Origin of the sequence: Alcaligenes aquatilis (assembly GCF_003076515.1) — a bacterium.
GTDB lineage: Bacteria > Pseudomonadota > Gammaproteobacteria > Burkholderiales > Burkholderiaceae_B > Alcaligenes > Alcaligenes aquatilis.
This window is the reverse complement of the sequence record NZ_CP022390.1, coordinates 1,071,584-1,091,064: the sequence shown is the minus strand read 5'-3', so window position 1 is coordinate 1,091,064 and position 19,481 is coordinate 1,071,584. Positions and strand designations below refer to the sequence as shown.

The 19,481-nt window shown below is 55.3% G+C and carries 19 protein-coding genes; 7 read left to right on the top strand and 12 right to left on the bottom strand.

Annotated features, from left to right (window positions below; genetic code table 11):
• Window positions 1-42 precede the first annotated feature (42 nt).
• Together CA948_RS05110 and CA948_RS05105 are read left to right on the top strand one after the other, a co-directional pair.
• Entirely contained in the window at window positions 43-717 is a 675-nt protein-coding gene (locus CA948_RS05110; protein WP_108727497.1) for an ankyrin repeat domain-containing protein, read from the top strand.
• Window positions 718-773: 56 nt separating this feature from the next.
• A complete protein-coding gene (locus CA948_RS05105; protein WP_108727496.1) occupies window positions 774-1,991 on the top strand; it encodes a cyanate transporter in 1,218 nt (405 codons plus the stop codon).
• A gap of 216 nt (window positions 1,992-2,207) precedes the next feature.
• On the opposite strand, the gene CA948_RS05100 is transcribed toward CA948_RS05105, so the two are convergent.
• Entirely contained in the window at window positions 2,208-2,546 is a 339-nt protein-coding gene (locus CA948_RS05100) for a c-type cytochrome (RefSeq protein WP_108727495.1), read from the bottom strand.
• 255 nt (window positions 2,547-2,801) lie between these two features.
• On the opposite strand from CA948_RS05100, the gene CA948_RS05095 reads away from it, so the two are divergent.
• Both CA948_RS05095 and CA948_RS05090 read left to right on the top strand, forming a co-directional pair.
• A complete protein-coding gene (locus CA948_RS05095) occupies window positions 2,802-3,227 on the top strand; it encodes a universal stress protein (protein WP_094196705.1) in 426 nt (141 codons plus the stop codon).
• Between the two features lie 95 nt (window positions 3,228-3,322).
• Entirely contained in the window at window positions 3,323-4,111 is a 789-nt protein-coding gene (locus CA948_RS05090; RefSeq protein WP_108727494.1) for a class I SAM-dependent methyltransferase, read from the top strand.
• A 4-nt stretch (window positions 4,112-4,115) separates the two neighbouring features.
• Here the strand turns inward: CA948_RS05090 and CA948_RS05085 are convergent, their stop codons facing one another.
• The 5 genes from CA948_RS05085 to CA948_RS05065 all read right to left on the bottom strand — a co-directional run bounded on the left by CA948_RS05085 (window position 4,116) and on the right by CA948_RS05065 (window position 9,693).
• Entirely contained in the window at window positions 4,116-5,297 is a 1,182-nt protein-coding gene (locus tag CA948_RS05085; RefSeq protein WP_203226753.1) for a PQQ-dependent sugar dehydrogenase, read from the bottom strand.
• Between the two features lie 128 nt (window positions 5,298-5,425).
• Window positions 5,426-6,823 carry a class II fumarate hydratase gene (fumC, locus tag CA948_RS05080; protein ID WP_108727492.1) on the bottom strand — a complete coding sequence of 466 codons (1,398 nt, stop codon included), beginning with the start codon at window positions 6,821-6,823 and terminating at the stop codon, window positions 5,426-5,428.
• A 50-nt stretch (window positions 6,824-6,873) separates the two neighbouring features.
• Window positions 6,874-7,917 carry a type I glyceraldehyde-3-phosphate dehydrogenase gene (locus CA948_RS05075; RefSeq protein ID WP_108727491.1) on the bottom strand — a complete coding sequence of 348 codons (1,044 nt, stop codon included), beginning with the start codon at window positions 7,915-7,917 and terminating at the stop codon, window positions 6,874-6,876.
• 12 nt (window positions 7,918-7,929) lie between these two features.
• Window positions 7,930-8,718 (bottom strand): SDR family oxidoreductase, encoded by a 789-nt coding sequence (locus CA948_RS05070; RefSeq protein ID WP_108727490.1) that lies wholly within the window; start codon window positions 8,716-8,718, stop codon window positions 7,930-7,932.
• Between the two features lie 3 nt (window positions 8,719-8,721).
• Entirely contained in the window at window positions 8,722-9,693 is a 972-nt protein-coding gene (locus CA948_RS05065; protein ID WP_108727489.1) for a D-2-hydroxyacid dehydrogenase, read from the bottom strand.
• Window positions 9,694-9,846: 153 nt separating this feature from the next.
• On the opposite strand from CA948_RS05065, the gene CA948_RS05060 reads away from it, so the two are divergent.
• The 3 genes from CA948_RS05060 (at window position 9,847) to CA948_RS05050 (ending at window position 13,159) form a co-directional block, all read left to right on the top strand.
• A complete protein-coding gene (locus CA948_RS05060) occupies window positions 9,847-11,754 on the top strand; it encodes a S9 family peptidase (protein WP_108727488.1) in 1,908 nt (635 codons plus the stop codon).
• 64 nt (window positions 11,755-11,818) lie between these two features.
• Window positions 11,819-12,433 (top strand): glutathione S-transferase family protein, encoded by a 615-nt coding sequence (locus tag CA948_RS05055; RefSeq protein WP_094198345.1) that lies wholly within the window; start codon window positions 11,819-11,821, stop codon window positions 12,431-12,433.
• 108 nt (window positions 12,434-12,541) lie between these two features.
• Window positions 12,542-13,159 carry a hypothetical protein gene (locus CA948_RS05050; RefSeq protein WP_108728709.1) on the top strand — a complete coding sequence of 206 codons (618 nt, stop codon included), beginning with the start codon at window positions 12,542-12,544 and terminating at the stop codon, window positions 13,157-13,159.
• 159 nt (window positions 13,160-13,318) lie between these two features.
• Here CA948_RS05050 and CA948_RS05045 read toward each other — a convergent pair whose 3' ends face one another.
• From CA948_RS05045 to proC, 6 genes are all read right to left on the bottom strand, one after another.
• Complete coding sequence (locus CA948_RS05045; RefSeq protein WP_094196701.1) at window positions 13,319-14,020, bottom strand: ABC transporter ATP-binding protein; 702 nt, start codon at window positions 14,018-14,020, stop codon at window positions 13,319-13,321.
• Window positions 14,021-14,785, bottom strand: coding sequence for a high-affinity branched-chain amino acid ABC transporter ATP-binding protein LivG (gene livG / locus CA948_RS05040; protein WP_094196700.1), 765 nt, complete (start codon window positions 14,783-14,785; stop codon window positions 14,021-14,023). It abuts the gene before it with no gap.
• Entirely contained in the window at window positions 14,782-16,005 is a 1,224-nt protein-coding gene (livM, locus tag CA948_RS05035; RefSeq protein ID WP_094196699.1) for a high-affinity branched-chain amino acid ABC transporter permease LivM, read from the bottom strand. Before livM ends, livG begins: the two co-directional genes overlap by 4 nt.
• Entirely contained in the window at window positions 16,005-16,934 is a 930-nt protein-coding gene (gene livH / locus CA948_RS05030) for a high-affinity branched-chain amino acid ABC transporter permease LivH (RefSeq protein WP_094196698.1), read from the bottom strand. The genes livM and livH overlap by 1 nt, the downstream gene beginning before the upstream one ends.
• A 104-nt stretch (window positions 16,935-17,038) precedes the next feature.
• Window positions 17,039-18,160, bottom strand: a complete 1,122-nt coding sequence (locus CA948_RS05025) for a high-affinity branched-chain amino acid ABC transporter substrate-binding protein (protein ID WP_094196697.1) — start codon at window positions 18,158-18,160, stop codon at window positions 17,039-17,041.
• Window positions 18,161-18,489: 329 nt separating this feature from the next.
• On the bottom strand, window positions 18,490-19,341 hold the full coding sequence (proC, locus tag CA948_RS05020; protein WP_094196696.1) for a pyrroline-5-carboxylate reductase: 852 nt from the start codon (window positions 19,339-19,341) through the stop codon (window positions 18,490-18,492).
• Window positions 19,342-19,481 lie beyond the last annotated feature (140 nt).

Genomic DNA, 19,481 nt, shown 5'->3' with positions numbered 1-19,481 from the left:
ACGTTTGGCCCCTTTGGCCAAAGCCATGAAGGGGGAACGTACATGAGCGCAACAATTCAAGGCTTGTTGGCAGGACTGTTGATGGGCCTGGCCTTAGGAAGTGGCAACGTGTACTCGCAAACCGTTTTGCTGGAAGCAGTCGAACAAGGCGATAGTGCCAAGGTGCGCGAAATTCTGTCAGAAAAACGAGCACGCGCCAGTGTCAGTGTCAGCGATGATCAAGGGCAAAGTCCCTTGCTGCGTGCGACCTGGTTGAACCATGTGGATATTGCTGAGCAGTTGATACGCGCGGGCGCGGATGTGAACCAGACTGACTCCATTCACGACAGCCCTTATCTGGTTGCCGGTGCACAAGGCCGTTTGGAAATTCTACGCATGACTCTGAAAAATGGGGCTGATCTGCGTAGCGTGAACCGTTATGGTGGCACCGCTTTGATCCCAGCCGCTGAACATGGCTATGTCGATATCGTACGTTTGCTGCTGGCAGCGGGCGTAGACCCTAATCACGTGAATTATCTGGGTTGGACTGCCCTGCATGAGGCCATCGTGCTGTCCGATGGGGGGCCAGATCATCAGGAAGTGCTGCGCTTGCTGATCAAGGCCGGGGCGGATGTGAACTTGCCGGATCGTCAGGGTGTGCGACCGTTAAGTTTGGCGCGCCAACGTAGCCAAACCGAAATGGCCGAGATTCTGGAGCAGGCCGGGGCGAATCCCTAAGCCTGGTCTGTTCGTCCCTCTATTTTTTTCTTCTCATCAACAACAATAACGATTTTATGTCTTTTACTCAGACTGCGCCCGCACGGTCGGGCGCATTGGCCAGCCCAGGCTTGTGGCTGGCTTTCGTCATTTTGGTCGGGCTGAACCTGCGCCCTTTTCTGACATCCAGCGGTACTTTGGCCAGGCAGGTGGCCGAAGGCTTGGACATGCCTTTGAGCAGCCTGGCCTGGTTGACCTTGCTGCCTATGATGGTGATGGGGCTGGGGGCCTTTTGCATGCCCTCTTTGCGGCGTGTCCTGGCGCTGCGTCACGTGCTGATGACTGCTTTGCTTTTGCTGTGTCTGGGCTGCGTGTTGCGCTGGTTTGTGCCCAATGGAGCCAGCCTGATTGCCACAGCCCTGATCTGCGGTTTTGGGGTGTCTTTGTTGCAGGCTGGGATGCCCGGTTTGATCAAAGAGCAGTTTCCGCATCATATTGCTCAGGTAACCGGAATTTACTCGGCCACCCTGATGGGGGGTGGTGCTTTGGGCGCGCAGATTACGCCTTTGCTGAGTGCCTTGACGGATAGTTGGCGTATCGCCCTGGCATTCTGGGCCTTGCCCATTAGTGTGGCCTTGTGGATTGCGTGGAAAGTGGTGCCACGCCAGGAGCCGGGCGCGAATTTGTCGCCGCCCTCCTTGTCTTTGCTGGCTCGTCCCCGCACCTGGACCTTAATGGTGTGTTTTGGCCTGATCAACGGGGGTTATGCCTCCTTGGTGACTTGGCTAGCGACGTTCTACCAAGATCGAGGCTGGTCAGCGCAATCCAGCGGTAGCCTGGTGGCGGTTTTGTCGGTGGCGCAAGCGATTGCGGCGTTTGGTTTGCCCACCTTGGCGGCCAAGAACAAAGACCGCCGTATGTGGGTATGGCTGGCCCTGGCTTGCCAATGTGTTGGCTTTCTGGCCTTTACTTTTGTGCCCGATATGGCCCCATATTTATGGGCGATTATTATCGGCATCGGTCTGGGCGGTTGTTTTTCTTTGCTGCTGTTGGTGGCTCTGGACCATTTTCCGGATGCGGCTCGTGCCGGGACGTTGAGTGCCTTGATGCAAGGCGGTGGCTTTCCGATTGCGGCCCTCTTTCCCATGATCAGCGTGCAGTTGCGTGAAATGAGTAATGGCTTTCAGGCAGGCTGGCTGTTGCATGCGGCAATGGCGGCATTGGTGGCCATCATGGCCTGGAGCTTTCAGCCTGCGCAATACGCCAAAAAGATGAATCGGGACGACAGTCTTTAAGTCAATCTGATCATGTAGAAAAAAGCCTGGCTATTGATGCCCCCAGGCTTTTTTATCGCCTTGGGATTCTGTGGTCTAGCCGTTGACCGCAGATGCTGCGTTTGTCTTTTCCTATCAAAATGATGATCGTAGGATGGCACGGAAAATCGCAATCCTGCGCAGCCAATAAAAACGGCCATCCTTGGATGACCGTTTCCCTGTGTGCCAACACCCTGCTTATTCTTTTGGCGCACCCGCCATGATCCAGTCCACGACTACCTGGATGTCCGCATCGGAAATGGCCGGATTTGCAGGCATGGGTAAAGGACCATAAACCCCCTTGCTACCTTGACGAATATGCTGGGCAATCACCTCAGCATTGGCCGGATCGCTCTTGCGCATGGCAGCAATGTCTTTATAGGCAGGACCGACCACTTTCCTGTCCACAGTGTGGCAGGACAGGCAAGCGTTTCTGGTCAACACATCCTGGACCGATTCAAAACTGGCTTGGGCTGCCTGAGCACTGAAACCGGCACTGAACAAGGCTGTACAGACCAGTAGCTGCTTTACTCGCATGAGGGGTATCTCCTAATTAAAAGGCTGGTGCGCCAGAACGGTGGGCGAGAAAGGTGCGTCGCACTTGTATTTTTCCGCACATAAGTGGGGCTATGTGGCATGCACATCGTGATCATACGGTTATGATAGAACAAGCTTTCATAAATTGCGGTGGGTCTTGATGCTGATCAAGCGGGTCGCTGCGCTTATTCTGTAATGTCCTAGTAGAAGTTAGTGCTTCATACTTAAACAGTTCATACACTACAAGAGGTCTTCATGCTTAATGTTCTCGTTCCTGTCGATGGCTCAGATGCTTCCACGCGCGCTTTGAAAGCAGCGGTTGACATCCTAACGGGCAAACCAGAAGCCACTTTGCACGTACTGGCTGTTCCTACACCGATCGTGTCGGGCAACGTTAAACGCTTTTTCTCGGAAGACGTGTTGCAGGCGTACTACCAGGATGAAGGCAGCAATGCGCTTTTGCCTGCGCGCTCCGTGTTGGCTGGATCGCCCTTGAAAGTCAAAGAGAGCATTATTGCCGGCAACGCCGCTCAAACTATCAAAGAATATGTAGAAAATAACCAAATCGATCACGTTGTGATGGGGACTCGCGGTCTGAGCGCCCTACCCGGCCTGGTGCTGGGTTCGGTTACAACCAAGGTGCTGAGCCTGGTGCATGTGCCCGTCACCTTGATCAAGTAATTGAGCTGATTGTTCAGTCTCTGCAGGCCGTCCTTGAGACGGCCTTTTTTATGACTGTGTTCAATACAGCCATCACAACTACAAACGCGCCCCTTATGCCAGATTCCAACTTACTCGAACACAATGCCCGTGCCTGGGACAAGCAGGCGCAAACCGAAAGCCCCTGGTCCTTGCCTGTCAGCAGCGAGCAGGTTGAACAGGCCCGTCGTGGGCAATGGCAAGTGCATTTGCTGCCCTCGCCTGTTCCTGCGGATTGGCTGGGTGATATTCAAGGTAAATCCGTTTTATGCCTGGCCAGTGCCGGTGGGCAGCAAGCCCCTATTTTGGCCGCAGCCGGGGCTAAGGTAACGGTGTTTGATCTGTCTGCCGGGCAACTGGACAAAGACCGTATGGTGGCCGAGCGTGACGGCTTGTCCTTGCAGATCGAACAAGGCGATATGTGCGACTTATCGCGCTTTGCGTCCGAGAGTTTTGATCTGATCTTACACCCGGTGTCTAACCAGTATGTGCCTGATATCAGCGTGGTGTGGAAAGAATGCGCCCGCGTTTTGCGTCCAGGCGGACATTTGCTGTCCAGCTTCTTCAATCCGGCTGTGTTTATTGCCGACCGGGATCCCAGTTATGCCCAGCAGGGCTTGATCCGTCCCAAGTTCACGGTCCCTTATTCGGACTTAAGCAGCCTGGAGACCGAGGCCCTGCAAGCCAAGCAGGCTCGCATGGAGCCCTTGATTTTTGGGCACTCCCTGGCGCAGCAGATTGGTGGGCAGTTGCAGGCAGGTTTGCATCTGGTCGATTACATCGAAGAAATGCACCCCGCCCCGCGCTTTGAGATCGAGAAATACTTGCCCAGCTTTATGGCGACACGCAGTCGCAAACCGGCTTAAGGGATTAGGGCTTGGCTTGTATGCGCAGGAGCTGGCCGTTGTTTTCGTCGGTCAGCACATAGACATCGCCATCCGGCCCGACGCGTACATCCCGGATACGCTGCTTCAGGTCTTGCAACAAGCGCTCTTCTCCGACGATATGGCCGTCCTCTTCGTCAAATTGCAGACGAATCAAGGCTTGCTCTTTCAGGGCCCCAACAAACAGGCTGTGCTGCCAGTCCGGGACGCGCTCGTCGTTATAGAAAGCCATACCGCTGATAGCAGGCGACACTGACCAGTAGTGGAAGGGTTCGATCAGGCCCTCAATCAGTGTGGTACTGGCGTTGGGAATGGGTTTGCCATCATAGCCTTGACCCTTGGTACGCAAAGGCCAGCCATAATTGGCGCCCGATTGAATGCGGTTCAGCTCATCGCCGCCTTGCGGGCCATGTTCAGCGACCCAGAGTTCATTTGTCCAGGGGTTCCAGGCCATGCCCTGCGGGTTACGGTGGCCGTAGCTCCAGATCTCCGCCCTGGCACCGCGCAGACTGCGAAAGGGGTTGTCGCGTGGGACCATGCCATCCGGACGGATACGTACGACTTTGCCTTGCAGATGATCCAGTTGCTGGGAGGTTGCGGGCTGGTTGTTCTCGCCCAAGGCAATGTACAGGTCTCGTCCACCCGGATCAAAGGTCATGCGCACGCCATAGTGCTGCCCGGTGGACAAGGCGGGTTCCTGGCGGAAAATCGGACGGAAGGCATCGATACGTTTCAGGTCCGAAGACAGCACGCCATAGCCTACGGTGGTGGCCGAGTGTTGCTTGTCGCGCCGCTCTGCATAAGCCAGATAAATCCGGCGGCTGCGGAAAAAATCCGGGGCCAGAGCCACATCCAGTAAACCGCCCTGAGAGTGCGCGTGGACTTTGGGCACACCGGTAATGGGTTCAGACAAGCCGTTTTCTTTGGTCCAAATGCGCAGGCGACCTGGGCGTTCGGTAAGGAGAATTCCGGCATTATTGGGCAAAAAAGCCATGGCCCAAGGGTGTTCCAGTCCGCTGGCCAGGATTTCAACCGAGACAGCCGGCCCGCTGATAACAGGAACAGGTTCAGATTGTGCCCGGGCCGGCGTCGGCGCAATGGCGGCAGCCATGCCCAGCACGGTGGCAGCAAACGCCGAGGACAAGCCGAGAATTTTCTTTATACGCATAGGGCAGTGAAAGGCAGCTAGGTGGGGTGAAACACTCCCCTACTCTTTCATAGAGACACAGGGCCGTCTTCTTAGGTGTTCGCTCCCTTGATGGAGCGAACACGGTCAAGCATAACCGAGGCTGAGGTTTAGCCCGGGTGAGTCATATCCAACGGCACAATCCACTGATCGTACTGTTCGTTAGTCAGGTAGCCCGATTTCAGGGCGGATTCACGTAAGGTCAGGCCCTCTTTATGGGCGGTCTTGGCAATGTAGGCGGCCTTGTCGTAACCGATGTGGCGGTTCAAGGCGGTAACCAGCATCAGGTTCTGATCCAGATTGTGCTGGATTTTCTCCATGACAGGCTCCAGGCCCTGGGCGCAATGCTCATCAAAGGCTAGGCACGCATCGCTGATCAAGGCAATGCTCTCCAGGACGTTATGCACCATCACCGGTTTGTAGACGTTCAGCTGGAAGTTGCCTTGGCTGCCGGCAAAGCCGACAGCAGCGTCGTTACCGTAGACCTGCACGGCTACCATGGTCAGAGCTTCGCACTGAGTCGGGTTGACCTTGCCGGGCATGATGGAGGAACCGGGCTCGTTCTCGGGGATTTGCAGTTCGCCAATCCCGCAGCGAGGACCGCTGGCCAGCCAGCGCACGTCGTTAGCCATCTTCATCAAGGCACCGGACAGGGTACGCAGGGAGGCGGACAGGTTCACCAGCGCATCGTGGGCCGACAGTGCGAAGAACTTGTTTTCGGCAGCCTGGAATGGCAGACCTGTGATCTTGGCAATATGGGCCGCTGTGCGCTCGCCAAACTGCGGATGGGCATTCAGACCTGTACCCACGGCAGTGCCGCCAATCGCCAGTTGGTAAATGCCGTCCAGTGCCTTGTCCACGGTTTGCAGGCCGAAATCAATCTGCGCAACCCAGGCACCGATTTCCTGACCCAGCGTGATGGGCGTGGCATCTTGCAAGTGGGTACGGCCAGTTTTCACAATATTGTTGAATTGCTTGGCTTTGGCGGCCAGGGTGTCGCGCAACTGGCCCACGTTTTTACGCAGGCGGCGCTGACATTCCAGACCCACTGCGATGTACATGGCAGTCGGGAACGTGTCGTTAGACGACTGGCCGCGATTTACGTGGTCATTCGGGTGGACGGGCTTTTTGCTGCCCTTCTCGCCACCGGCCAGCTCAATGGCGCGGTTGGAGATCACCTCGTTCACGTTCATATTGCTTTGCGTGCCAGATCCGGTCTGGAACACTACCAGCGGGAATTCGGTGTCCCACTGGCCTGCAATCACTTCATCAGCCGCTTTGACAATCAACTGGGCTAGCTCGTCGGGCAATTCGCCCAGTTCCTGGTTGGCCAGGGCCGTGGATTTTTTCAGGATGCCCAGCGACTCGATCATGCTGCGGCCCCACTGGAAGCGGTCGCGACCAATCGGGAAGTTCAGAATCGAGCGCTGTGTCTGTGCGCCCCAATAGTGGTCGGCGGGAACCTCAATGGTTCCCATGGAATCCTGTTCAATACGTGTCGTACTCATCATGGCTCCTGTAAGAATTCGGAAGACAGTTCAGTTTGGAAATGGGGTGTTCACGGCTGGCGCAAAAAGCGCGCAGCCCACACACAGGCAATATCGAGCATGCGGTTGGAAAACCCCCATTCGTTATCAAACCAGACCAGCATATTGACCAGCCCGTCCCCATTGGTTCGGGTTTGTGATCCGTCCACCACGGCAGAGTGTGGATTGTGATTGAAGTCGATCGAGGCATGGGCCTGATCGGAGTAGTCAAGAATACCAGGCCATTGCTGTGCCGCTTTCTGAAATAGCTGGTTAATTTCGTCCCGGCTGGTGTCACGCTCCAGATTGACCATCAGATCAATGGCCGACACGTTCAAGATGGGCACACGTATGGACTTGGCCTGAACCTTGCCTTTTAGCTGCGGCAAAAGACGTTCTACGCCGCTCGCCAATCCGGTAGAGACGGGAATCATGGATTGCAAGGCGGAACGGGTACGGGCCAGATCGCTGCTGTGGTAGCCGTCGATCATGGGCTGATCGTTCATCACCGAGTGCAGCGTGCTTAAAAAGGCGTGGCGTATGCCAAAGGTTTTATCCAGTTCAGCCAGAACTGGGATGATGGCATTGGTGGTGCAGGACGCATTGGAGACAATCCGCTCGTCGCCTTGCAACTGCTCATGGTTAATGCCCAGCACGGTGGTGAAATCCACATCCTGGGCGCTATTGCCAGGGTTTGATACCAGCACACGAGGGCAACCGGCGTCCAGGAACTGTTGCAGCTCGGCGCGGCTGCCAAAGGCGCCACTGCACTCGATCAGCATGTCCAGATTCAGCGCCGCCCAGTCTATGGCTTTGGGGTCGGTTTCATGCAGAACCCGTATGGCTTTGCCACCCACAATCAGTTCGTGTTCGTTGTGCTCTACCTGGGCCGGGAATACGCCATGAGTCGAATCAAAGCGCGTCAGGTAAGCCATGGTGGCTATCGTGGCGGGCTCGTTGATAACCACCACATCAAACGCCTGACGTTGTGGGGATTCGTAAATGGCGCGCAGCAAGCAACGGCCTATGCGGCCATAGCCATTGATCGCGATGCGGATGGGACGAGGTAGCGGCATGATCAGGAAAAATCAGAAAGTAATGGAGAATCCGCCGTCTACAACCACGATATGGCCATTGACATAGGAAGCAGCCGGGGAGGCCAGAAACACAGCAGCAGCGCGGATTTCATCCGGATTGGCCCAGCGTCCCAAGGGATTGCGGCCAACCACCAGAGGGCCTTTGACCGGATCCTGGGCCAGCGCCGCATTGCTTTCTGTGGCAAACGTGCCAGGAGCAATGCCGTTGCTGGTAATGCCCTGCCCGCCAAATTCTACTGCCAGCGCACGCACCATCCCGGCCAGTCCCTGCTTGGCGACGGGGTAAATAGCGTCACCCGGACGGGCCAGCGGGCCTGCAATGGAGGTCAAGGTCACAATACGACCTTGCTGGGTTTGGGCGTGCAGCATGGCCTGGGCCGCGTATTTGGACAATTTCAGCGTCGCCAGCAGGTCCACATTCAGCAAATGCTCAATATCGTCCCAATTGGCGTCCTGCAAGCGGCTGCGCAGTCGCACGCCGACATTGTTCACCAGAATATCGGGCGTGCCGACGTGCTGGCATAGGGCTTGGTAGGAACCCGGCAAGGAGTCCAGATCGGCCAGATCGTACTCCCAGGTATCGACATGGGCGCCAGCGGCTTTCAGTTCCTCGGCAAGCGGCAGGAGTTTGCTGGCGTTACGACCATGCAGAATCACATGGGCGCCATGGGCGGCGTAGGCACGGGCGATTTCCAGGCCCAGACCAGCAGAAGAGCCGGTCACCAGAGCGCACCGGCCGGCCAGGGAAAAATTGGCTTGATAGGAGCTTAAATCAGTCATTGTCTACAGCGTATGGCGTGCTTCGCCACGGTGGAAAGCCGCAATGTTTTCGATCAGCTGGTTTGCCAGGGCTTGCATGGCTTCCTGACTGGCCCAGCCTATGTGCGGCGTCAAAATGTAATTGGGCAAGTCTAACAAGCGCATCAGGATATGGTCCGCGGGTGGCGGTTCGGGCGTGCAAACATCAATGCCGGCGCCACCCAGCCAGCCTTGCCGCAAGGCGTGCTCCAGCGCCTGATTGTCAATCAGCCCGCCACGGGCGGTATTGATCAGCAAGGGGCGGCGCGGGGCCATACGCTCGAATTCGGCCATGCCCAGCATGTTCTGCGTTTCTGCTGTCAGCGGGCAATGCAAGGAGAGGATGTCCGCCTGCTCCAGAACTTGCTCGAAAGGCAGGCGGTCATCAGCATGACTGACGATGGTCTGACCACGGCGCTGGGCAAAGATGACTTTCATGCCCAAGGCGCGGCCCATGGTGGCAACGGCTTGCCCCAAGGAGCCCGAACCGATCAGCCCCAAGGTGGAGCCGGCCAGATCGCGTATGGGATAGTCGAAATAACAGAACTGTTGGGCTTCTTGCCAGCGGCCTTCTTTGACAGACTGGCGGTAAGCGCAGATATTGCGACGCAAGGCAAAGATCAGCGCAAAAACGTGCTCCGGAACACTACGTACGGCATAGTCGCGGATATTGCTGACGACAATCTGGTGTTCGCGGGCGGCATCCAGGTCGATATTGTCGCTACCGGTAGCGGCCAGCGCGATCATTTTCAAGTTGGGCGCGGCCTGCAAATGCTCGCGCCGCAGCGCCACTTTATTGCTGATGACAATGTCGGCATCAGCAATACGTTCGGCCACTTGATCGGGAGCCGTACGTCCGTACACTTGCAGTTCATGCTTAAAGGGAACCTGTGGCAGCTGTACGCTGTCTGACAGTGTCTCTCTATCCAGAAAAACGATACGAGTCAAAGAAGTCATGCCTGTCCTTGTCCTGGGTTGTCCCCGCTATTCTGGCCCTATTTTCAGAGGGCTCTTAGCTTTGCCGGGTACCATCATCCGATATAGTAATGGGATTGACGCAGGCTTGTCCTTGGTCTGATCCTCATAACCCTGTTTTATAGGTTATTGCTTATGCTCTTGTCCCTCTTGCTTTCGTTGGGCGCCCACGCCCTGATACCGGATAACGTCGCTAGCACCACTCCCCCACTGTACGACATACGGGACTTCTTTCAGAATCCCAAGCGTAGCGGTTTCCGGATTTCGGACCAGGGGCGCATGATCGGCTTTATGGAGCCCGTCAAAATTGATGGCAATCCCGCCCGTCAAAATATCTTTGTGCAAGAGTTGAAAGGCAGTGAACCGGTCGGTGAGCCTCGTCGAGTCACCGCTGAACATCAGCGCGATATTGCCGAATACTTCTGGAAAGGCGACCAGACCGTTATTTACGCCAAGGACGTCAATGGCGACGAGAACTATCACGTACTGGCCGTGAACGTGATCACGGGCAAAGTCACTGATCTGACACCGCTGGAAGGTGTGCGCGCCGGTGTACAGGATGACTTGCCCGACGACCCGGAGCATATCCTGGTGTCACACAATGGCCGCAACCCGGAAGTGTTTGATGTCTACAAGGTGAATGTCCTGACCGGTGAAAGCACCCTGGCCGCTGAGAACCCAGGCGATGTACTGGGCTGGAGCACGGACCATCAAGGTCGTGTGCGTTTGGCGATCTCGATCTCGGGCGTAGATTCCGAACTGCGTTACCGTGACAGCGAATCCGAGCCCTTCCGCAGCATTTTGCAAACGGACTTCCGTACCGAAGTCAGCCCCCTCTTCTTTCACGCGGATAACCAGCGTTTTTACGCGCTGAGCAATCGTGGCCGTGACACTTCGGCCTTAGTCCTGATTGATCCTGCCAAGCCGCACGAGGAAGAGAAAATTTACGAATTGCCTGATTACGATTTGATGGGGGCCGGTTATTCCCGTCTTCGCCAGGTGCTGACCTCGGTGGATTACTACACCGACAAACCGGGTCAGCATTTCTTTGACGAGCACAGCGAGAAAATCCACGCGGCAATTGCGCGCCAGCTGCCCGGCTACGAGATCAGCGTTCAGTCCATCACCCGTGATGAAAAGAAAATGATTGTGGCCAGCTACAGCGACCGCAATCCAGGCTCACGCTACCTCTATGACGTGGATAGCAACAGCCTACATAAGCTGGCTGTCATCAATAGTGCGCTGCCTGAAAGCGATATGGCGACCATGCATCCCATCGAATTTACGGCACGCGATGGCATGAAAATCCACGGCTACCTGAGTCTGCCGCTGGGTGTACCCAGCCGTAATTTGCCAGTGGTAATCAACCCGCACGGTGGCCCTTGGGCGCGCGACTATTGGGGCTTTAACCCCGAGGTGCAGTTCCTGGCCAACCGTGGCTACGCCGTCTTGCAAATCAACTTCCGTAGTTCGACCGGTTATGGCCGCAAGTTCTGGGAAGCGGGCTTCAAGCAATGGGGCCTGAGCATGCAGGACGATATTACCGATGGCGTGCAGTGGCTGATTGATCAAAAGATTGCTGATCCCAAGCGTATTGCCATTTACGGTGCCAGCTACGGTGGTTATGCGACCTTGGCCGGTATCGTCAAAACCCCGGACTTGTACGCGGCTGCAGTGGACTATGTAGGCGTGTCCAACTTGCTGACTTTCATGAACACCATCCCGCCGTACTGGAAACCGCTGCTGGTGAAAATGCACGCCATGGTGGGCGATCCGGAGAAGGATAAAGAGCTGCTGGAAGCCAACTCTCCGGTTCTGCACGCCGACAAAATCCGTACTCCGCTATTTATTGCTCAGGGCGCACATGATCCTCGGGTGAACAAGGCGGAAAGCGATCAAATGGTCGAGGCTTTAAAAGCACGTGGTGTAGACGTGGAGTATATGGTCAAGGACAACGAAGGCCACGGCTTTCACAACGACGAGAACAAGTTCGAGTTTTACGAGCGTATGGAACGCTTTCTAGCGCGACATTTGCAGCCTTGATTGTTTTGGAGTGGCGCGACAAGCTCGCGCCATTTTGTTTATCGCAATTTTGGAAGGGGAACGTATGAAACTGTATTACATGACCGGTGCTTGTCCTTTGGTAATCCGCATTGCATTGGAGTGGCTAGGCAAGCCATTTGAATCCCAGCGCGTTAGCCGCGACGAACTGCAACAAGAAGCCTTCCTGAAACTGAACCCGAGCGGCGCTGTGCCGGTTCTGGTGGACGGTGATCTGGTCTTGACGCAAAGTATCGCTATTCTGGAATACTTGAACGAAAAGAACCCGCAAGCCAATTTGATTGGCAGCACGATCGAACAGCGCTTTGAAGCGCGCCGCTGGCTGGCTTTCCTGAACGCTGAAATCCACCGTAACGTGGGTGTGGTGTTCGGTGTGCATCGCTACGCTGATCAGGAAGCGACCCAGGCCGAAATCAAAGCCAAGACCGCTGCTTTGCTGACCAAACAACTGGGCGTGATTGACAAGCACCTGGAAGGCAAAGAAACCCTGTCGGGCTCCTTGTCTGTGGCCGATGCTTACCTGTACGTGGTGCTGCGCTGGGCTGGCCTGATGAAGCTGGACCTGTCGGGCATGAAGAACCTGAACGCGTTCTTTGCTCGTATGGAGCAGAACGAGGGCGTGAAAGCGGCCTTGCGTGGTGAAGGTCTATTGAAGGATTAAGCTTGTGTGCAAAGCGAATAGTGAGTGATTGATCCTTCAGATAGCACGAGACGAATCACACACTTATCTGGCGAGCCACACAGCATCATGCTCTGGGACAGGTTGATAGTGAGTAAAAACAGACTGTTCAGTTTTTATCGGCAAAGACACGATGGGCCTGCTCCCAGAAACCTCGGCTATTATGCGGCAAGCTGGCTTGCCGCATTGGCCGTCTTGGCCTTGTTTGCCTTCATTAATTTTCATGTATTAAAACCCACGGATGTCAGCGGAACGCTATTGGGCGGTATGTTTGGCGCCCTATTCAATCTTAGCTACTGGGTTTTTGGCGTATCAGGCCTATGCGCTCTAGCGTTGTTCCGGCTCTCGGGATGGCATATTACCTGGGTATTAGCGGGGCTACTGCAAGTGGGTATCAGTGCGCTGTGGCGGATTCAATATTGGCAGGCGTACGAACGACATGAGCAGATGTTGTCACCTGGGCTTGGCGAGCTCTATGTATCCATGCTGGTAGGGGCGGGCCTCGCGGCGATCGGCATTGTGAAATATCGACAGGCCGGACCTTACCCGATAGCATCCCGACCAAGCAAGGTTAAAACAGTCGTTGCGTTATTGTTGGTCGTGCTTTACTTGGTGCTGCCGCTGCATTTCAATTTACGTACCCCTCTTCCTGATTGCGCCTTTGGCCCCAACGGGCAGCAGCTCACACTCTGTTTGGAAAACGAGTAGAAGTGAACGGTGGCCCAGCCTCTTTTTGCCTTGCGCCACTTTTTGTTGAAACGGATACTTATTTGAGACTGAGCAGGGGTAAATAAAAAAACCAGAGATTGGCAGATACGCCATCTCTGGTTTTTTGGGTGTTCAGCTTTTTTCTGGGGTGCAAATACGTCAAGCCCCCAAATACGCCTTCCGAATATCCGGATTGGCCAACAGATTGGCCCCGGTATCCTGCATCACCACTTTCCCGGTTTCCAGCACATAACCACGGTCTGCAACTTGCAGAGCCTTATTGGCGTTTTGTTCCACCAGGAACACCGTCACACCTTCTTCCCGAATCATGCGGATGATGTCGAAAATCTGGGCGATGATCAGTGGGGCCAGGCCTAGCGTAGGTTCGTCCAGTAGCAGCAAGGAAGGCTTGCTCATGAGCGCACGCCCGATGGCCAGCATTTGCTGCTCACCACCTGACATGGTTCCGGCACGTTGGGCTGCGCGCTCTTTCAGGCGGGGAAACAGTTTGTAGACGTGCTCCTCCCCTTCTTCGATCTCGCTGCGGCTCAGAAAGAAGCCGCCCATCTTCAGATTTTCCGATACGGTCAAGTCTGGAAAGACGCGGCGGCCTTCGGGAGAGATAGCGATGCCTTTGCGCATGATGCGGTGCGTATCGGCTTGGGTAATGTCCTCGCCCATGAAGCTGATGCTGCCCGAGCTGGCTCGGGGTGAGCCACATACGGTCATGAGCAAGGTGGTTTTGCCAGCGCCGTTCGCGCCAATCAGGGTGACGATTTCGCCCTGATTCACGTCCACGCTAACTTGATCCAGCGCCTGAATAGCGCCGTAATGGGTAGATACGGAATCCAGCTTCAGCACTTATTCTTCCCCCAGATAGGCTTTGATGACGCGCGGATCATTGCGCACTTCTTCAGGTAGGCCGGTGGCAATGGGTTTGCCATACTCCATGACCAGGATCCGGTCTGATACGCCCATAACCAGGCTCATATCGTGCTCGATCAGCAAGACAGCCACGCCAAACTCCCGGCGTAGCTGGTCGATCAGGGCCTGTAGATCGCGTTTCTCTTGGGGGTTCAGGCCCGCTGCAGGCTCGTCCAACATCAGCAAGCGAGGCTTGGTAATCATGCAACGTGCAATTTCCAGGCGGCGCTGGTGGCCGTAGGCCAGGTTGCCCGCTTCACGGTTGGCCAGATCGGTCAGACCCATGAAGTCCAGCCATGTCACGGCTCGTTCTTTGGCCTGTTTTTCTGCCAGCTTGTAGCGTGACAGGTTTAACAGGCCAGACAGAAAGCCGGCCTTGAGCTGACTGTGCTGGGCAACCAGCAGGTTTTCCAGTACGGTCAGTTTCTTGAACAGGCGTACGTTCTGGAAGGTACGCACCAAGCCTTTTTGTGCCACTTTATGGCTGGACAAGCCGTGGATGGGCTGGTCTTCCAGGGTGACCGAGCCGGAGGTGGGTTTGTAAAAACCACCGACACAGTTAAATACGGTGGTTTTCCCAGCGCCGTTAGGGCCAATAATGGCAAAGACTTCGTCTTTCTTTACATCGAAGCTGACGGAATCGACTGCCAGCAAGCCACCAAAACGCATCGACAGGTTTGATACTTGGAGTAATGGGCTCATGTACGCAACTCCACATGAGGGCGTTGTACAGGTAACAAGCCCTGTGGACGCCAAACCATCATGGCAACCATGACCAAACCAAAAATCAACATCCGATACTCCGCGAACTCTCGGGCCAATTCAGGAACCACTGTCAGCACAATGGCAGCCAGAATGACGCCAATTTGTGAACCCATACCACCTAGCACGACGATGGCCAGGATTAAGGCTGATTCAATAAAAGTGAAGGACTCTGGGTTGACCAGCCCCTGACGGGCAGCAAAGAAAGCACCGCCAAAACCGGCAAACATGGCGCCCATGGTAAAGGCGGACAGTTTGATGGTGGTGGGGTTCAGACCCAGCGATCGACAAGCAATCTCGTCCTCGCGCAAGGCTTCCCAGGCACGGCCAATAGGCATGCGCACCACACGGCTGGAGACTAACAAGGTAATCAGGGCCAGAGCCAAGGCCATCAAATACAGATACACCACGACGTCCTGATTGCTGAAGGTCCAGCCCATCAGATCGTGGAACGTGGTCTGCCCTTCTGGTGCACGGCGGGCCATGGGGAAACCGAATACGGTTGGCTTTGGAATACCGGAGATGCCGTCTGGGCCACCGGTCAGGTTATACATATTGATGAGCAAGAGGCGGATGATTTCACCAAAGCCCAGGGTAACAATGGCCAGGTAGTCGCCGCGCAAGCGCAGTACGGGGAAACCCAGCAGGAAGCCAAACAGGGCCGCCATACCACCCGCCAGCGGCAGCGCTTCCCAGAAGCCCCAGCCTGCGTAGTGATAGAGCAAGGCGTAGGTATAGGCACCTACGGCATAAAAACCCACAAAGCCCAGGTCCAGCAGACCGGCAAAGCCGACCACAATGTTCAGCCCCAGGCCCAGCATGATGTAGATCAGCACCAGGGTGGCAATGTCCACTTGGGCACGACCACCAAAAAAGGGCCAGACCACGGCACAAGCGATCACGATGTACAGCAGGATCTTCTTGTGCTGCATGCTCAGTTTGGGCAAGGTCCAGCGGCTTTCACGCACCTTGGTGCGATTGACGTTAGGGCGGATCAACTGGACGACAAAGACCAGTGCCATGCCGATAAGGATGATCTGCCAATCGCTTTCCAGGTGGGTGGTCATCCCGGTGCGTATAATTTGCAGGCCAAAGACGGGAGCCACAATAATGCCTGCCAGGACAGCGGCGATAAATGCATTGCTAAAGCGGTTCATCATTAGACTTTCTCCACCTCGGGTTTACCCAGCAGGCCCGTTGGGCGGAACAGCAGGATAAAGACCAACAGTAAAAAGGCCACGATGTCCTTGTACTGCGACGAAATAAAGGCAGCGGCAAAGGTTTCTGCCAAACCTAGCAAGACTCCGCCCAGCATGGCGCCGGGGATGCTGCCAATCCCGCCCAGCACGGCGGCTGTAAAGGCTTTGATGCCGGCAATAAAGCCGATAAAGGGGTTCAGTTTGCCAATGGCGGTGGCAATCAGCACGCCGCCCACGGCAGCCAGCATGGCACCGATGATAAAGGTGAAGGAGATGATTTTATTGGTGTCGATCCCCAGCAGATTGGCCATGCGCAAGTCTTGTGAACAAGCACGCGAGGCACGACCCAGACGCGAGTATTTGATGTAGAGGCTCAGCATGATCATCAGCACTACGGTGACGACAATAATCATGACGCGAGAGTAAGGCGCGGTAACCGTAAAGCCGTCCGAGCCCAGACTGAACTGGAAAGAACCCGTCAGCAAGGCGGGTACAGCCATATCGCGTGCGCCTTGGCCCAGGGCAACCCAGTTCTGCAAGAAAATGGACATACCAATGGCTGAAATCAGCGGGACCAGCCGAGGGCTGCCACGCAATGGCGCATAGGCAACTTTTTCAATTGCGTAGCCGTAAACGGCAGTTACCAGCATGGCAACCAGCAACATGATAAGAATGATCAGCCAGATGGGCAGACCCGAGCCTACGCCAATCGCAGTCAGGGTAACCAGCCCGACATAAGCGCCGATCATGTAGATCTCGCCGTGGGCAAAGTTAATCATTCCGATAATGCCATAGACCATTGTGTAGCCGATGGCGATCAGTGCATAAATAGCGCCCAAGGATAAACCATTGAACAGCTGCTGCACGATCTGAGGGAGTAAATCAGACATGCTTGTTTTTTTCCGTTGAGTCCGTCGTTTTGTTTTGAGGCTTTGTGGGCATCTAAAAGCAATGCCCCCGTTCTTCGTAGAGAGCGGGGGCACATCATCCAGTCTTATTTCTCAACCAGATCAAAGTTACCTTCTTTATCCCACTTGAAAACGGCAAATTCGAAATGCTTCAAATCACCCTTGGCGTCGTATTCTACCTTGCCAATGGCAGTATCGAACGCATTTGCGTGCATGTAGTCGGCTCCCTTGGCGGAATCTTCGCCTACGGCATTGATCGTGTCGGCAATAATTTGCACGGCCGCGTAAGCCGGGAAGGTAAAGGCCCCGTTAGGATTGCGCTTGTATTTGCTGAAGTTCTCCATCACATCCTTGTTGGCCGGCATCTTGGTGAAGTCGGTTGGCAAGGTCACCAGCAAACCTTCCACGGCCGGGCCGGCAATGGCGACCAGATCGCGGTTGGCAACGCCTTCCGGGCCCATGAAGGTGTTGGTCATGCCTTGCTCGCGAGCTTGACGCAACAGCAGGCCCAGCTCGGCGTGGTAACCGCCGAAATAAATCAGATCGGGGTTCACACCCTTCAGTTTGGTGATTACGGCCGAGTAATCGCTGTCGCCAACGTTAATACCCTCGTACATGACAATATTCATGTTCTTTTTCTTGAGCGCGTCACGCACTTGAGTGGCAACACCTGAGCCGTAAGTCTGCTTGTCGTGCAGGACGGCAATGCTCTTGGGCTTGAGAACGTCAGCAATATAGTCGGCTGCAAAGGGGCCTTGTTGGTCGTCACGCCCAATGGTGCGGAAAAAATAATGAGGCTTGATGGTGTCGGTCACCAAGGGCGAGGTGGCTCCGGGAGTAATCGCGACAATGCCTTCTTGTTCGTAAATATTGACCGCAGGCACCGTTGTACCCGAGCAGGCGTGAGCAACAGCGAATTTTGCGCCAGAGTTGAGCACGCGGTTGGCCGCCGGCACAGCCTGCTTGGGTTCGCATGCGTCATCAATCAGAACGGCTTCCAGCTGTTTGCCTTTGACACCCCCAGCGGCATTAATCGCGTCAATCGCGGTCAAGGCACCGGCCTGGATCTGGTCACCGTATTGGGTGGACGGGCCGGTCATGGGCTGAGGAATACCAATTTTGATGGTGTCCGCCGCGTAGCTTGTGCCCATGGCCATTACGGTGGCCAAAGCGGTCAGAGCGGGGGTGAAGCGTCGAGTAAAGGTCATAGCAACTGTCTCCCGAGGCCGGGGTCTACCGGCATTACTTTTAGAAAGTGCTTGTTCTGGTGCTTGCATTCACATTGTTCTGCACCAGGGGAACCCATTTTGGGGGAGCCGCCTAAAACTTGTCACTTCGTATAAGCCCTAGCGCCCTACTTATTTATCTTTGCAATAAGGAGGCACTGTTAATGGGTAGGCTAAAATCCGCCTGCTTACTAAACGCCTTCTCTATAAAAAAGAAAAGAGGAGATCCTTTCGGAGCCCCTCTACTCTTTGACTGCTTTTTTATTGCGCTATATCAATTCCTGGCAACGTGCTAGGGAGTTATCCGAGTGTCAGGAAAACTCTGCAGCCAATTCACCGGCCCGCACTTTGGCGGCATTGACGGCTTTTTGCACCAGTGGCGTAAAACCGCCCTCATTAAAGACCGTCAAGGCCGCTGCCGTTGTCCCCCCTTTGGAAGTAACCCGTTCGCGCAAGACTGAAGGCTCCTCCGGCGACAGAGTGGCCAGTTGGGTTGCGCCGTGCAAGGTGGCCAGGGACAACTGACGAGCCTGTTCAGGGGACAAACCTTGTTCAATCCCGGCTTTAATCAAGGCTTCGATGAACAAAAACACGTAAGCTGGACCACTGCCCGATACTGCGGTGACAGCATCAATGGCGGCATCGTTTTCAACCCAGACGACTTCCCCGACGGATTTCAACAGTTGTTGTGCAATGGCTTTATCGCTTTCATCGACTTGTTCCAGAGCCATCAGGCCGGTAATGCCACAACCAATAAAGGCTGGGGTATTGGGCATGCAGCGGATCACGCGCTGGTATGGCTTACCGGGTTCGCCCAGCCAGTCGGCCAGAGCGGTTGCCGGGATGCCAGCGGCGACGCTGATAACCAGAGTGTCCTCTTGCAGATAGGGTTTGCAGGCCAGCACGGTTTCCTTCATGACCTGGGGCTTGACGGCAAACACCCAGATACGTTGCTTGGACAAGGCCGGGCCGGGTTCATGGGTGGTCTGTACACCCTGCTGAGCCCACGACTCCAGTGCTGGGGGGTAAATATCAATGGCCAGAACGTCCGAGCCGCCGCAGCGTTTCCCGATTAAACCAGCGGCCAAGGCACTGGCCATATTGCCCGCGCCAATAAACGCCAGCTTAAAAGAGGTATCGTGTGGATTCATCATCGCTCCCATTAGAAATCTGTCCTTTGACGCGTTTTTCAGCAGTCGAGGGTAATTAGTCATTGCTTATATAACGTTCCCATGGCTACATTCATGAGAGCGTCATAAACAAGTAATAAGCTTGAGTTTTAAACCTGCTACACCATTAGCGG

Bases quoted from the DNA above. Each gene is read 5' to 3' on its own strand.
- livG (WP_094196700.1), bottom strand. From the start codon at position 14,785: ATGAGCCCATTACTCCAAGTATCAAACCTGTCGATGCGTTTTGGTGGC.
- CA948_RS05100 (WP_108727495.1), bottom strand. From the start codon at position 2,546: ATGCGAGTAAAGCAGCTACTGGTCTGTACAGCCTTGTTCAGTGCCGGT.
- CA948_RS05095 (WP_094196705.1), top strand. From the start codon at position 2,802: ATGCTTAATGTTCTCGTTCCTGTCGATGGCTCAGATGCTTCCACGCGC.
- CA948_RS05085 (WP_203226753.1), bottom strand. From the start codon at position 5,297: ATGCGTATAAAGAAAATTCTCGGCTTGTCCTCGGCGTTTGCTGCCACC.
- proC (WP_094196696.1), bottom strand. From the start codon at position 19,341: ATGGGAGCGATGATGAATCCACACGATACCTCTTTTAAGCTGGCGTTT.
- CA948_RS05055 (WP_094198345.1), top strand. From the start codon at position 11,819: ATGAAACTGTATTACATGACCGGTGCTTGTCCTTTGGTAATCCGCATT.
- CA948_RS05110 (WP_108727497.1), top strand. From the start codon at position 43: ATGAGCGCAACAATTCAAGGCTTGTTGGCAGGACTGTTGATGGGCCTG.
- livM (WP_094196699.1), bottom strand. From the start codon at position 16,005: ATGATGAACCGCTTTAGCAATGCATTTATCGCCGCTGTCCTGGCAGGC.
- CA948_RS05075 (WP_108727491.1), bottom strand. From the start codon at position 7,917: ATGCCGCTACCTCGTCCCATCCGCATCGCGATCAATGGCTATGGCCGC.
- CA948_RS05105 (WP_108727496.1), top strand. From the start codon at position 774: ATGTCTTTTACTCAGACTGCGCCCGCACGGTCGGGCGCATTGGCCAGC.
- CA948_RS05065 (WP_108727489.1), bottom strand. From the start codon at position 9,693: ATGACTTCTTTGACTCGTATCGTTTTTCTGGATAGAGAGACACTGTCA.
- CA948_RS05060 (WP_108727488.1), top strand. From the start codon at position 9,847: ATGCTCTTGTCCCTCTTGCTTTCGTTGGGCGCCCACGCCCTGATACCG.
- CA948_RS05025 (WP_094196697.1), bottom strand. From the start codon at position 18,160: ATGACCTTTACTCGACGCTTCACCCCCGCTCTGACCGCTTTGGCCACC.
- CA948_RS05070 (WP_108727490.1), bottom strand. From the start codon at position 8,718: ATGACTGATTTAAGCTCCTATCAAGCCAATTTTTCCCTGGCCGGCCGG.
- livH (WP_094196698.1), bottom strand. From the start codon at position 16,934: ATGTCTGATTTACTCCCTCAGATCGTGCAGCAGCTGTTCAATGGTTTA.
- CA948_RS05090 (WP_108727494.1), top strand. From the start codon at position 3,323: ATGCCAGATTCCAACTTACTCGAACACAATGCCCGTGCCTGGGACAAG.
- fumC (WP_108727492.1), bottom strand. From the start codon at position 6,823: ATGAGTACGACACGTATTGAACAGGATTCCATGGGAACCATTGAGGTT.